Origin of the sequence: Bradyrhizobium sp. 1(2017) (genome assembly GCF_011602485.2) — a bacterium.
In the GTDB taxonomy this organism is placed as follows: domain Bacteria; phylum Pseudomonadota; class Alphaproteobacteria; order Rhizobiales; family Xanthobacteraceae; genus Bradyrhizobium.
On record NZ_CP050022.2, the window covers coordinates 345,710 to 358,971 of the forward strand.

Consider the following 13,262-nt stretch of genomic DNA (forward strand, 5'->3'; position numbering starts at 1 on the left):
GAAGGGTCGGCTCTATTTACGGAGTCGATTTCGCGGGCGCAATCACCAAATCGCCATAAATGCGAATCTCAGTTCAGCTCTAGAGCGTTGATGAACCAAGGCCAATCAGAGGCTTGGTATACCAGAGGCTCGGTCTGCCAACAAAGAAAAGAATATAAATTCATTATTTATGAAGAGAGCCGGGTGCATTGAAATTGCTATTGGAACGCATCTAAACGGACCATGCCGTCCAAACAGGTCGCACCGGCCCAGTCGTGAGGCCGACACGGTCCCGGGCACGCCGCCGGGGCGCATTCCGATCCGGCTTGGCCCGATTTGGATATGCGCACTTTGCATTCCACCCCAGCCGCGAGGCCCGACGTGTCGACCGGGGGAATCAGATCGCCTAATGCTCCGTCCGCGGCGCTCCGAAGCGACGGCTCGGAGAAGTTGCGGTCAGTCGCGGGGGCAGGTCAGGGGTGATCGCTGGTCTTGATATCAAGGAGATTCTCGAGCTCGCGTTGTTGCTGATCGCAACCGGCGCGCTCTCCGGATTCCTCGCCGGCGTGTTCGGCATTGGCGGCGGCGCGATCCTCGTGCCTGTCTTTTACGAGTGCTTCCGCATTGCCGGGGTGCCGCTCGAGGTGCGCATGCCGCTGTGCGTCGGCACCTCGCTCGCGGTGATCATTCCGACCTCGATCCGTTCGTTCCAGGCACATTACAGGCGCGGTGCCGTCGACATCACGATCCTGCGCGCGTGGTGGCTGCCGATCGTAATCGGCGTCGCTGCCGGCAGCGTGGTCGCACGCCACGCGCCGGAGCGGCTGTTCAAGATCGTGTTCGTCGCCGTCGCCTATTCGGCCGCCGCCCGCCTGATCTTCGCGCGCGAAGGCTGGAGGTTCGGCGAGGATCTGCCGAAAGGTCCGTTGATGCGCGCCTACGGCTTCTGCGTCGGCATCCTGTCGACGCTGATGGGCATCGGCGGCGGGCTGTTCTCGAACCTGCTGATGACCTTCTACGGCCGCCCGATCCACCAGGCGGTCGCGACCTCGTCGGCGCTGGCTGTGCTGATCTCGATCCCCGGCGCGCTCGGCTACATCTATGCCGGCTGGCCGGCGGCGGCGACCTATCCGGCCGTCGCCGCGCTGCAGATCCCGTTCGCGCTCGGCTATGTCTCGCTGATCGGCGCCGTGCTGGTGATGCCGATGAGCCTCGTCACCGCGCCGCTGGGTGTGAAAGCGGCACATGCGATGTCGAAGCGGACGCTGGAGATGGCGTTCGGGTGCTATCTCTTTATTGTCGGCAGCCGGTTTGTGATGAGCCTGGTGGGCGGGCTGTAGCCGCCGCAAACTCCGTCATTGCGAGCCAACGCAGCTTTGTCGCGAGCTCCTCGCAATGACGAGGCCAGAGCGCCGCCTATTTCTTCGCGTAGATATCCTTGTAGGTATCGCGCAGCACGTTCTTCTGCACCTTGCCCATGGTGTTGCGCGGCAGTTCGTCGACGACGAAGACGCGCTTGGGCATCTTGAATTTTGCCAGCCGGCCATCGAGCGCTTTCAGCACGGCAGCTTCAGTGACCTCGGCGCCCTTGTTGCAGACCAGCACCGCCGTGACCCCCTCGCCGAAATCGGCATGCGGCACGCCGATCACGGCGGATTCGACCACGCCGGGCATCGCGTCGATCTCGCTTTCGATTTCCTTGGGATACACGTTGAAGCCGCCGGAGATCACGAGGTCCTTGCCGCGGCCGAGGATGTGGACATAGCCCTTGCCGTCGATCTTGCCGAGATCGCCGGTGATGAAGAAGCCGTCGGGCCGAAATTCGGACTTGGTCTTCTCCGGCATGCGCCAATAGCCCCTGAACACGTTCGGGCCCTTCACCTCGATCATGCCGATCTCTTCGCGCGGCAGCTCCTTGCCCGTTTCGGGATCGGTGACGCGCACGGAGACGCCGGGAAGGGGAAAGCCGACCGCGCCGGGCACGCGCTCGCCGTCATAGGGGTTCGAGGTGTTCATGTTGGTCTCGGTCATGCCGTAGCGCTCGAGCACGGCGTGCCCTGTTCGCGCCGACCATTCGCGATGCGTTTCGGCGAGCAGCGGCGCCGAGCCGGAGATGAACAGCCGCATGTGTTTTGTGGTCTCGCGCGACAGCGCGGAGTTCTGAAGCAGACGGGTATAGAAGGTCGGCACGCCCATCAACACGGTGGCGCGCGCCATCAGCTTGACGATCAGGTCGGGATCGAGCTTCGGCAGGAAGATCATCGAGGCGCGCGCGAACAGCGTCACGTTGGTCGCCACGAACAGGCCGTGCGTGTGGTAGATCGGCAGCGCGTGGATCAGCACGTCCTTGTCGGTGAAGCGCCAGTAATCGACCAGCGAGAGCGAGTTCGAGGCGAGATTGTCGTGCGTCAGCATCGCGCCCTTGGAGCGGCCGGTGGTGCCCGACGTGTAGAGGATCGCGGCGAGGTCATCGTTTGCGCGAAAGACGGTTGCGAATTCGCTGCTGGCCGTGTCGGCGGCCTCCGTCAGCGAGCCCTTGCCGTCGGGCCCGAGCGTCTCGACCCTGGCTTTCACCTTTGCGGCGATCGGGGCGAGACCTTCCGCCTTGGAGGGATCGCAGACCACCAGCGACGGCTCGGCATCGCCGATAAAATAGTCGAGCTCGTTGAGCGTATAGGCGGTGTTGAGCGGCAGATAGACCGCGCCGGCCCGCACCGTGGCGAGATAGAGCACGATGTTGGCGACGGATTTCTCGACCTGCACCGCGACGCGGTCGCCGGGTTTCACGCCGCGTGCGACCAGCACATTGGCCATCTGCCCCGCCCGCGCGATCAGATCGCCATAGCTGATACGGCCGCCGTCCTGCGTCTCGATCGCGAGGCGTTTGGGATCGTCCAGGCCGTCGAACAGGCGGGAAAACAGGTTGGCGTTGGCAGCTTGGTTCATGCAACATTCCTCGCCGGCGAAGGCCGGTCAAAACCGAGGGCTGGATTAGCAAAAACCGCCCCGCAGAAGCAACGGAGACAGTTGGCATGACAAGAAACGGGAAACGCGTGGCCTGGGTCACGGGTGGTGGCAGCGGGATCGGGGAGGCCGGTGCCGAAGCCTTGGCTGCCGACGGCTGGACGGTGGTGGTGTCCGGCCGCCGCAAGGACGCCCTGGAGACCGTGGTCGCGAAGATCACCAAAACGGGCGGCACGGCCGAGGCCGTCGCGCTGGACGTGTCCAACGCGGCCGAAGCCCAGAAAGCCGCCGATCAAATCGTCGCGAAGCACGGCCGGATCGACCTGCTCGTGAACAATGCCGGCATCAATGTCCCCAAGCGCAGCTGGAAGGACATGGAACTGGAGGGCTGGGACCAGCTGGTCCAGATCAATCTCAACGGCGTGCTCTATTGCATGCGCGCGGTGCTGCCGACGATGCGCAAGCAGCAGGACGGGTCCATCATCAACGTCTCGTCCTGGGCCGGGCGCCACGTCTCGAAGATGCCGGGCCCGGCCTATACGACAACCAAGCATGCGGTGCTGGCGCTGACCCATTCCTTCAACATGGACGAATGCGTCAACGGCCTGCGCGCCTGCTGCCTGATGCCGGGCGAGGTGGCGACGCCGATCCTGAAGCTGCGCCCGGTGGTGCCGAGCGAGGATGAGCAGGCCAGGATGCTGCAATCCGAAGATCTCGGCCGCACCATCGCCTTCATCGCCAGCATGCCGCCGCGCGTCTGCATCAACGAGGTGCTGATCAGCCCGACGCATAATCGCGGCTTCATCCAGACGCCGAACAACAGGGATTGAGGTGCGACGATCGCACGGCAATCTCCCCTTGTCGTCCCGGGGCGCGACGAAGTCGCGAGCCCGGGACCCATAACCACAGGGTGTAGTTTGGCGAAGACTCGGAGTTGCCGTCCCGTTCTCTCTGTGGCTATGCGTCCCGGATCTGCGCTTCGCTTCTGCGGGACGACAGCGGAGTGTGTCGCGCGCTCGCGTTCCCACACGAACGCGCCGCCTCATAGTTTCACGAATCACAAAGAATTTTTCTCCGAAACCGCCCCGCAAACCCTCCCGTAGTTCGGTCCAACGACGGCACTGCTCATCACTTCGCACTGTTGCAGGCGCCGTTGTTGCCCAACTCAACGCCGGCCGTTGCCGGTCTCAATTCAATCGGGAGATTCTCCATGTCGAAGCGTATTGCCTATCTCGCTGCCGCCGCCTTCAGCGCCCTGGCTATCACCGCGACCGTCGTCGCGCCTGCCAGCGCCGAGGAGAAGACCGTCATGGTGGGCGGCGCCGCGATGTTCCCGTCCAAGAACATCGTCCAGAACGCCGTCAATTCGAAGGACCACACCACACTGGTCGCGGCGGTGAAGGCGGCCGGCCTGGTGCCGACGCTGGAAAGCAAGGGCCCGTTCACGGTGTTCGCGCCGACCAACGCCGCCTTCGGCAAGCTGCCGGCCGGTACCGTCGACAATCTGGTCAAGCCCGAGAATAAAGCGACTCTGACCAAGATCCTCACCTATCACGTCGTGCCCGGCAAGCTCGCGGCCTCCGACCTCACCGACGGCAAGAAGATGAAGACCGCCGAGGGCGAGGAGCTGACGGTGAAGAAGATGGACGGCAAGACCTGGATCGTCGATGCCAAGGGCGGCACCTCGATGGTGACGATTTCCAACGTCAACCAGTCCAACGGCGTCATCCATGTGGTCGATACCGTGCTGATGCCGGCGACGTAACACCGCGCCCTCCGGTTTCATCCCCCAGACCGGATGCTTTGAGACGGCGAGCCGGGGGGACCCGGCTCGCTTTTTTGTGACCGGCATAGCCCGCCGGCATCGATTCGATGCTCGGCGAGGCGTAACGAAAACGGACGTACCGGCGTATAATTGGCATCACACGACGTTCAGGACGGAACCATCATGGCGAGCCTCACAGTCTCCGGCGATCAGGTCAGGGCCACCCCGGCCAAAGTCATCCAGCCGGCCTGGGTTCGGATCATGCACTGGGTCAACGCGCTTGCCATGATCCTGATGATCCTGTCGGGCTGGCAGATCTACAACGCCTCGCCGCTGTTCGGCTTCACCTTCCCGCGCGAGTACACGCTCGGCGGATGGCTCGGCGGCGGCCTGCTCTGGCATTTTGCGGCGATGTGGCTGCTGATGATCAACGGCCTTGCCTATCTCATCACCGGTCTTGCCACCGGCCGCTTCCGCAAGAAGCTGCTGCCGATCACGGCGTCCGGCGTGCTTCACGACGTCAGGGCGGCACTGACCTTCAAGCTCGGCCATGACGATCTCACCGTCTACAATTACGTGCAGCGCCTGCTCTATGCCGGCATCATCGTGGTCGGGGTGCTGATCGTGCTGTCCGGCCTTGCGATCTGGAAGCCGGTGCAGCTCTATTACCTCGTGATGCTGTTCGGCGACTATCCGGCCGCGCGCTATGTGCACTTCTTCTGCATGGCCGCGATCTGCGCCTTCCTCGTCATTCACGTCCTGCTCGCGCTCCTGGTGCCGAAGAGCCTGCGCGCGATGATCATTGGCCGCTGATTAGGAGAATTGTCATGGCCAAGCGTCCGTTCCTCATCCCCGGCGTCGACAAGCGACTGCTGATCAAGGACTCCCTCAAGTCCATGCCCGACGTCACCCGCCGCCGCTTCATCGCGGGCGGCGCCAGCCTGGGCGCGCTGACGCTGCTCACGGGCTGCGACGTGGTCGACTCGTCTTCGGCCGAGACCATGCTGGCGAAAGTCTCGAAATTCAACGACGCGGTGCAGGCCTTCATCTTCAATCCCGATGCGCTGGCGCCGACCTTCCCCGAGAGTGCGATCACCAAGCCGTTCCCGTTCAACGCCTATTACGATCTCGACGACGCGCCCGACATCGATGGCGCCGGCTGGAAGCTCGAGGTGCGCGGCCTCGTCGACAACAAGAAGTCGTGGACGCTGGACGAGCTCTACAAGCTGCCGCAGGTGACGCAGATCACGCGTCACATCTGCGTCGAGGGCTGGAGCGCGATCGGCAGCTGGACCGGCACGCCCATGCGCGATTTCCTCAAGCTGATCGGCGCCGACACGCGCGCGAAATACGTCTGGTTCCAGTGCGCCGACAAGGACGGCTACAATTCGCCCCTGGACATGCGCAGCGCGCTGCATCCGCAGACCCAGATGACCTTCAAATACGCGAACGAGATCTTGCCGCGCGCCTACGGTTTTCCGATGAAGATCCGCGTCCCGACCAAGCTCGGCTTCAAGAACCCGAAGTACGTGGTCTCGATGGAAGTCACGAACGACTACAAGGGCGGCTATTGGGAAGACCAGGGGTACAATTCGTTCAGCGGGAGCTGACCGTCGTCCCGGCGAAGGCCGGGACCCATACCGCGTGATCTTTCCAGGACGCGAGACGGAAGTACCGAACTGCGAGTCTTCGCCAAACCACGCCCTGTGGTTATGGATCCCGGCCTTCGCCGGGACGACATCGGCTATCTGGCCGGCCCCACCTTCCTTTGGCACAACGCCGCCACGGCTCCGAGCGCCAGCAATGCCGCCGACACATTCAGCGCGTAGCTCAAGCTTCCCAGCGCATCCGTGATCGCGCCGACCACGATCGGGCCGAGCGTCTGGCCGACGCCGAACGAGATCGTCATCGCCGCGATCGCGGTCGGCCACACCTCCGGCGGATAGTTGAAGCGCACGAAGGCGGTGGTCGAGCCGACCACGGCGAAGAAGGCAACGCCGAACACCACCGCCGAGGTCGCAAGCCATGCCGGTGAATGTCCGAGGATCGGCAGGGCCGCACCCAGCGCGTTGGTGCCGAGGATGATGGCGGTGGCGAGACCACCGCGGTCGAGCGCGAGCACGCGGCGCCAGACCCAGGGCGTAACGAACGCGCTGAGGCCGATCAGGCTCCAGAACGCGGCCTGTGCCGCGGCGCCGCCGCCGCCGTCGCGCACATAGGCGATCATGAAGGTCATGTAGGCGATGTAGCCCGCGCCGAACAGGAAATAGCCGGCCAGGTAAATCAGCACGGGAAGAATCGCGAAGGAGGCGTGGCTGCCTTCGGAGAAGCGCGCGCGGCTCTCGATGCGAATCAGGAACAGGGGCACGGTCATCGCGGCCGACAGCAGCGTCATCGCCCACCACACCATCCACCACGAGCCTGGCCCGAAGTGCTGCAGCGTGAACGGTGCGATCAGACCCGACGAGAGAATGCCGATGCCGGGTCCGGCATAGAACAGGCTGAGCAGGAAATTGGCCCGTTCCGGGTACGATTGCGCGATCGCCGCGGCCAGCGCGCCGCCGGCGACGAAGCCGGCCGCGGCTCCGAGGCCCAGCACAAGGCGGGCAACGCTCAGCGCGACGAAATTCCCCGATAGCGCGCAGGTGGCGAGCGCGGCGACGCAGGCCAGGGTTCCCAGGCGGATCGCCGCCGCCCAACCAACACGCTGGATCAGCCGGGACGCCACCAGCGCGCCCACGAGATAGCCGACGGCGTTGATGGTGTTCATGAAACCGGCCGCCGAGTAGGACCAGCCGAGGTCCTCCCGCATGTCGGGCAGCACCAGCGCATAGGCAAAGCGGCCGATGCCGAGCCCGACCGTCGCCGCCAGCGACAGGGTCAGGATCAGCCGCGCGGGATGTGCGTCGGGCGGAGGGCGGTCAGGAGCGTGCAAGGGGTTCTCCGGCAGCTGGAGTGTGGCAGGCCCCGCCGGCCTTGCACAGCCGCAGCGCGGCAATGGTGTCTTGCCAAGCGCGCAACGCCGCTCTAGCACTCCCGCCGAAATTCATCCCCGCTGGTCATGCCCGGGCTTGACCCGGGCATCCATCCTTCAAGGAAGCTGGATTGCCGGGCCAAGCCCGGCAATGACGAGAGAAAAACTGAGGACACGACCATGGCGACCCACAAACTGCTGCTGCTTCCCGGCGACGGTATCGGCCCCGAGGTGATGGGCGAGGTGAAGCGGCTGATCGACTGGCTCAATTCGGCCGGGATCGCCAAGTTCGAGACAGACACCGGCCTCGTCGGCGGCTCCGCCTATGACGCGCACAAGGTGTCGATCTCCGAGGGCGACATGGCCAAGGCGCTGGCTGCCGACGCCATCATCTTCGGCGCGGTCGGCGGTCCCAAGTGGGACGCCGTGCCCTACGAGGTGCGCCCGGAAGCCGGCCTGCTCCGCCTGCGCAAGGATCTCGCTTTGTTCGCCAATCTGCGTCCCGCCGTGTGCTACCCGGCGCTGGCCGACGCCTCGAGCCTGAAGCGCGAGGCGGTCGAAGGCCTCGACATCGTCATCGTGCGCGAGCTCACCGGCGGCGTCTATTTCGGCGAGCCCAAGACCATCACCGATCTCGGCAACGGCCAGAAGCGCGCGATCGATACCCAGGTCTACGACACCTATGAGATCGAGCGCATCGGCCGCGTCGCCTTCGAGCTTGCCAAGAAGCGCAAGAACAAGGTGACGTCGATGGAGAAGCGCAACGTCATGAAGTCGGGCGTGCTCTGGAACGAGGTCATGACCCAGGTCCACAAGCGCGAATATCCCGACGTCACGCTCGAGCATCAGCTCGCCGATTCCGGCGGCATGATGCTGGTGAAATGGCCGAAGCAGTTCGACGTCATCGTCACCGACAATCTGTTCGGCGACATGCTCTCCGACATCGCGGCGATGCTGACGGGATCGCTCGGCATGCTCCCCTCGGCCTCGCTCGGCGAGGTCGACGTCAAGAGCAAGAAGCGCAAGGCGCTGTACGAGCCGGTGCACGGCTCGGCGCCCGATATCGCCGGCAAGGGCCTCGCCAATCCCATTGCGATGATCTCGTCCTTCGGTATGGCGCTGCGCTACTCCTTCGACATGGGCGCGCTTGCGGACAAGGTCGATGCCGCGATCGCCGCCGTTCTCGCCAGCGGCCTGCGCACCGCCGACATCAAGTCGGAAGGCACCATTGCCGCCACGACCACGCAGATGGGCGAAGCGATTTTGAAGGAATTGCAGAAGCTGCACGCCTGAGCGGTCTCGTAGCCCGGATGAGCGAAGCGATATCCGGGACCTCGCTTGCCGTGCTCCCGGGTATCGCTGCGCTCACCCGGGCTACGATGTCATCGGAGCCCGCCTCATGGATGCCTCACCCCGCCCCAAGATCGCGGAAACCATCATCCATGAGACGGTGCGGCTGCGCGAGGCGCAGATCGGCCGCCGGTGCGAGGTCCTGGCCAACACCCGCATCGAATATGCCTCGCTCGGCGACTATTCCTATCTCGGCGAGAATTGCGAGGTTGCCGACGCCGCAATCGGGAAGTTTACGGCGATAGCCAACTCGGTGCGGATCGGCGCGCCGAACCATCCGATGGGCCGTCCGTCGCAACATCGCTTCACCTATGTGCCGGAATATTACGAGCCGGGCGCGGCGCGCGACCGCGACTTCTTCGCGGATCGCCGCGGCGACCGCGTGATCGTCGGCAATGACGTCTGGATCGGCCACGCCGCCATCCTGCTGCCCGGCGTGAATGTCGGCGACGGCGCGGTGATTGCCGCGGGCGCGGTCGTCAGCCGCGATGTCGAGCCCTACACCATCGTCGGCGGCGTTCCCGCGCGCCCGATCCGCAAGCGCTTTGCCGATGCCGTCGCGGCAAGCCTGCGCCGCATCGCTTGGTGGGATTGGCCGGACGAGCTCATCTTCGAGCGCCTCGGCGATTTCCGTTCCGAGGCGATCGACGAATTTTGCAGGCGTTACGACCCGGCAGCCAACGCGTAGAGCGGAGGCGAAAACAAAAATGGCCGGGCGCGAGCCCGGCCATTTTGATTCGGTCGATATGTCCGCTCAGTACAGCGGGAAGGCCTGCGGGTAGCCGCCGACATCGCCCGGCGGCGAAAGCGGCTGACGGTCGATCGGACGGTTGAGGTTCTCGCGGGCAAAGGACGGATAGCCCACCGCCGGCGGGAAGGCGTAGTCGCTGAACTTGCGGTCGCCCGGATTGACCTCGGTGCCGCCGTCGAGCCAGGAGCGCTTGCTCACATAGATGCGGGTGCGGCCCTGCTGGTAGACCGCGTTGGGGCCGCTCGGGCCGTAATAGGGCCGGCCGCGCTCGTCATAGCGCTTGGTCCTGGTGTCGGCCGAAGCCGGCGACGCGAGCGACATGGCAATGACGGCGCCCGCCGCAAGCCAGATCGCCAATGTGTTCGCCGCAGAGAATTTCAAGCTCATCACGTCCCCTTCAGGCGGCAGGCCGCCAGTCGATTTCACCCCATACTAGCCCGGCCGGGGCGGACGCAACTAGGTCAATTGGGTCACACCAGCTCGGAATAATCGTGCGTGCTGGCAAAAGTTGCATCAATACCAGCCACTTGGGCTTGATGCGGCCCGGAGCGCGATCCGGAAAAGTGTGCAGCAAAGATCGCGCTCGAACAATGACCTAAAGCGGCCCGCGCAATTGCGCGTTCGCGGCACCCAGCAGCCAGTCCGGCGATCCCTGGCTATCGCAGGCGCGGCGTTTCAGCTCGGCATGGGCGAACAATTCCGCCAGCTTCGGCTCGTTGCCCGAGGCCAGCAGCGTCAGCCGGTTCAGCGTGCAGGCGATCGCCGCGCGCCGGGCAGGCATTGTGTCGCCCTGGCAGGAGAAGCCGGAGATCTGCAGCGCGGGCTCCTCGCTGCGTTTGAGATAGCCGAGGCAGGCCCGCATCCCCTCCGCCGCGCCGACTGGCCGGAACAGGGCGACGGGCCCGAACTTGGTGTCGATCAAGCCCGCCTGCTCGAGCGCCGTGGCGGCGCCCAATCCCATCTGGACGGCCAGGTCCGTCGTCGCCGGACGGGCCACGTCGAATTCGCCGCCTTCCCGGTAGATCTCGAGCTCGGCCAAGGGCTTGCCTGCCTCGCCCGCCCAGCGCAGCACGTCCCTGCGGCCGCCTTCGGGATGCCTGAGGATGGTGTAAGAGGCTGTTTTATCTGACGAATCGAGCCGGCTGACGGCGAAGGCCGGATGCGAGCGGTCGGCCGTGCTCCAGCCCGGCTTGTCGGCGGCATCATCGTCGCGCCAGTCGGGCAGCTGATCCAGCGCCGCAAGGGCGAGGATGGCAAACAGGGCGAGCGCCCCCACATAGGCGATCAGGCGCGCCAGCGTGCCGACCACCTCGTCGGCGAAGGCTGCAAGCGCCAGGTGGATCTGGGTGGGGCTAACGGCCGTTCTGGCCTCAGGCGACTGCATCCACGGTCTTCAGGCATGGTCCAACGTTGTCTTGGGGCCGGTTCTCGCATAGAAGCGCTGCTCTTCCTGTTTAAGCGTCAGCTTCGGGAACGGGCTTTTTCATCGGAGAGTGAACGATGGGTTACAAAGTCGCAGTCGTCGGCGCGACCGGCAATGTCGGACGGGAAATGCTCAACATCCTCGATGAGCGCAAATTCCCCGCGGACGAGGTCGTGGCCCTCGCGTCGCGCCGCAGCGTCGGCGTCGAGGTCTCCTATGGCAACCGGACCCTGAAGGTCAAAGCGCTCGAGCATTACGATTTCTCCGACGTCGACATCTGCCTGATGTCGGCGGGCGGCTCGGTGTCGAAGGAATGGTCGCCGCAGATCGGCGCCGCCGGCGCGGTCGTGATCGACAATTCCTCCGCCTGGCGCATGGATCCGGACGTGCCGCTGATCGTGCCCGAGGTGAACGCCGCCGCGACCGAAGGCTTCAAGAAGAAGAACATCATCGCCAATCCGAACTGCTCGACCGCGCAGCTCGTCGTCGCGCTCAAGCCCTTGCACGACAAGGCGACGATCAAGCGCGTCGTGGTCTCGACCTATCAATCGGTGTCGGGCGCCGGCAAGGACGCGATGGACGAATTGTTCTCGCAGACCAAGGCCGTCTACACCAATGACGAGCTGGTCGCGAAGAAATTCCCCAAGCGCATCGCCTTCAACGTCATTCCCCACATCGACGTCTTCATGGAGGACGGCTACACCAAGGAAGAGTGGAAGATGATGGCGGAGACCAAGAAGATCCTTGATCCCAAGATCAAGCTCTCCGCGACCTGCGTGCGTGTGCCTGTCTTCGTCGGCCACTCCGAGGCCGTCAACATCGAGTTCGAGAATCCGATCAGCGCGGACGAAGCGCGCGAGATCCTGCGCAAGGCGCCCGGCTGCCTCGTCATCGACAAGCAGGAGCCCGGCGGCTACGCCACGCCGTATGAAGCGGCCGGCGAGGATGCCACCTATATCAGCCGCATCCGCGAGGACGCGACGGTGGAGAACGGCCTCGCGCTGTGGTGCGTGTCCGACAACCTCCGCAAGGGCGCAGCCCTCAACGCGATCCAGATTGCGGAAGTCCTGATCAACCGCAAGCTGATCAGCGCGAAGAAGAAGGCGGCGTAAGGAATTCTCTCCTGTCATCCCGGACAAGCGCGCCATAGGCGCGCGCAGATCCGGGATCCATAACCACAGGACGTGGTTTGGCGCGAAGCTCGTAACTCCGAGTCATCGTAAAACGATTGCTGCGGCGTATGGGTCCCGGATCTGCGCTTCGCTTGTCCGGGACGACGATCTCGTTTGACGCGGCACCCTACGAAAGCGGGCTTACACCACGCTTCGCGCGCTCTTGAATTCCTTCGTCGCCTTGTCCAGCACGAACAGCGTTCCCTCCGCGACGCCGAAATAGGCGCCGTGCAGCTGCATCTGGCCGCTCTCGACCGCTTTGCGCACGAACGGGAACGTCATCAGGTTTTCCAGGCTGCGGAACACTGCGGCCTTCTCGATGCGCTCGACGAACTGCGCCATGGTCTCGTGGTCGCGCTGCTCGACCACCTCGCCGGGCTTGATGAACATCTGCATCCACTTGCCGATGAAGTCGCCGGGCGTCAGCGGCTCGATCTTGTCGACGAAGGCGCGGATGCCGCCGCATTGCGCGTGGCCGAGGATGACGATGTGCTTCACCTTCAGCACCGTCACGGCATATTCCAGCGCGGCCGAGACACCATGGGCGTTGGCGTCGGGCTGATAGGTCGGCACCAGATTGGCGATGTTGCGGACGACGAACAGCTCGCCCGGACCGACATCGAAGATCGCCTCGGGCGAGACGCGGCTGTCGCAGCAGCCGATCACCATCACTTCCGGTGATTGCCCCTTGACCGAGAGCTCGCGGTAGCGGCTCTGTTCCGCCGGCAGCCGGTTGGTGGCGAAGGCGTTGTAGCCTTCCAGCAAGGACTTTGGGAATGTGATCATGGCCTATGCCTAATCATAGACCGCAGGGGCGAACAAGCCTTTCGAATAGGCAGGCCAGGTGCTATCGGCTGAGGTCGGACGACAGACGAAGAAGGAAC

The 13,262-nt window shown here is 64.4% G+C and carries 13 protein-coding genes; 8 read left to right on the forward strand and 5 right to left on the reverse strand.

The features are described 5' to 3' along the window. Positions 1–458: 458 nt before the first annotated feature. Positions 459–1,319, forward strand: a complete 861-nt coding sequence (locus tag HAP40_RS01640) for a sulfite exporter TauE/SafE family protein (RefSeq protein WP_166811373.1) — start codon at positions 459–461, stop codon at positions 1,317–1,319. A 76-nt stretch (positions 1,320–1,395) separates the two neighbouring features. On the opposite strand, the gene HAP40_RS01645 is transcribed toward HAP40_RS01640, so the two are convergent. Continuing rightward, positions 1,396–2,925 (reverse strand): malonate--CoA ligase, encoded by a 1,530-nt coding sequence (locus tag HAP40_RS01645; protein ID WP_166811371.1) that lies wholly within the window; start codon positions 2,923–2,925, stop codon positions 1,396–1,398. 86 nt (positions 2,926–3,011) lie between these two features. Between HAP40_RS01645 and HAP40_RS01650 the strand changes: the two genes are divergently transcribed. The 4 genes from HAP40_RS01650 (at position 3,012) to HAP40_RS01665 (ending at position 6,318) form a co-directional block, all read left to right on the forward strand. Beyond that, on the forward strand, positions 3,012–3,773 hold the full coding sequence (locus tag HAP40_RS01650) for an SDR family oxidoreductase (RefSeq protein ID WP_166811369.1): 762 nt from the start codon (positions 3,012–3,014) through the stop codon (positions 3,771–3,773). A gap of 380 nt (positions 3,774–4,153) precedes the next feature. After that, the gene (locus HAP40_RS01655; RefSeq protein ID WP_028179646.1) at positions 4,154–4,708 is read left to right on the forward strand and encodes a fasciclin domain-containing protein; all 555 of its coding nucleotides are present in this window, start codon (positions 4,154–4,156) and stop codon (positions 4,706–4,708) included. Positions 4,709–4,891: 183 nt separating this feature from the next. Beyond that, positions 4,892–5,521: a cytochrome b/b6 domain-containing protein gene (locus HAP40_RS01660; RefSeq protein ID WP_166811367.1), complete on the forward strand. Its 630-nt coding sequence runs from the start codon at positions 4,892–4,894 to the stop codon at positions 5,519–5,521. A gap of 14 nt (positions 5,522–5,535) precedes the next feature. After that, positions 5,536–6,318 carry a molybdopterin-binding protein gene (locus HAP40_RS01665; RefSeq protein WP_166811365.1) on the forward strand — a complete coding sequence of 261 codons (783 nt, stop codon included), beginning with the start codon at positions 5,536–5,538 and terminating at the stop codon, positions 6,316–6,318. Positions 6,319–6,452: 134 nt separating this feature from the next. Here the strand turns inward: HAP40_RS01665 and HAP40_RS01670 are convergent, their stop codons facing one another. Beyond that, positions 6,453–7,643: a YbfB/YjiJ family MFS transporter gene (locus tag HAP40_RS01670; protein WP_166811363.1), complete on the reverse strand. Its 1,191-nt coding sequence runs from the start codon at positions 7,641–7,643 to the stop codon at positions 6,453–6,455. 219 nt (positions 7,644–7,862) lie between these two features. Here HAP40_RS01670 and leuB point away from each other — a divergent pair, with 219 nt between their 5' ends. Next, a complete protein-coding gene (leuB, locus tag HAP40_RS01675) occupies positions 7,863–8,975 on the forward strand; it encodes a 3-isopropylmalate dehydrogenase (RefSeq protein WP_166811361.1) in 1,113 nt (370 codons plus the stop codon). A 106-nt stretch (positions 8,976–9,081) separates the two neighbouring features. Next, positions 9,082–9,720, forward strand: coding sequence for a DapH/DapD/GlmU-related protein (locus HAP40_RS01680; protein ID WP_166811359.1), 639 nt, complete (start codon positions 9,082–9,084; stop codon positions 9,718–9,720). Between the two features lie 66 nt (positions 9,721–9,786). Here the strand turns inward: HAP40_RS01680 and HAP40_RS01685 are convergent, their stop codons facing one another. Beyond that, positions 9,787–10,170, reverse strand: coding sequence for a hypothetical protein (locus HAP40_RS01685; protein ID WP_166811357.1), 384 nt, complete (start codon positions 10,168–10,170; stop codon positions 9,787–9,789). A gap of 208 nt (positions 10,171–10,378) precedes the next feature. After that, entirely contained in the window at positions 10,379–11,167 is a 789-nt protein-coding gene (locus tag HAP40_RS01690) for a hypothetical protein (protein ID WP_166811356.1), read from the reverse strand. Between the two features lie 116 nt (positions 11,168–11,283). On the opposite strand from HAP40_RS01690, the gene HAP40_RS01695 reads away from it, so the two are divergent. Then, positions 11,284–12,318, forward strand: a complete 1,035-nt coding sequence (locus HAP40_RS01695; RefSeq protein ID WP_166811354.1) for an aspartate-semialdehyde dehydrogenase — start codon at positions 11,284–11,286, stop codon at positions 12,316–12,318. Between the two features lie 201 nt (positions 12,319–12,519). On the opposite strand, the gene HAP40_RS01700 is transcribed toward HAP40_RS01695, so the two are convergent. Further along, positions 12,520–13,164 (reverse strand): carbonic anhydrase, encoded by a 645-nt coding sequence (locus tag HAP40_RS01700; RefSeq protein ID WP_166811352.1) that lies wholly within the window; start codon positions 13,162–13,164, stop codon positions 12,520–12,522. Between the last annotated feature and the right edge of the window lie 98 nt (positions 13,165–13,262).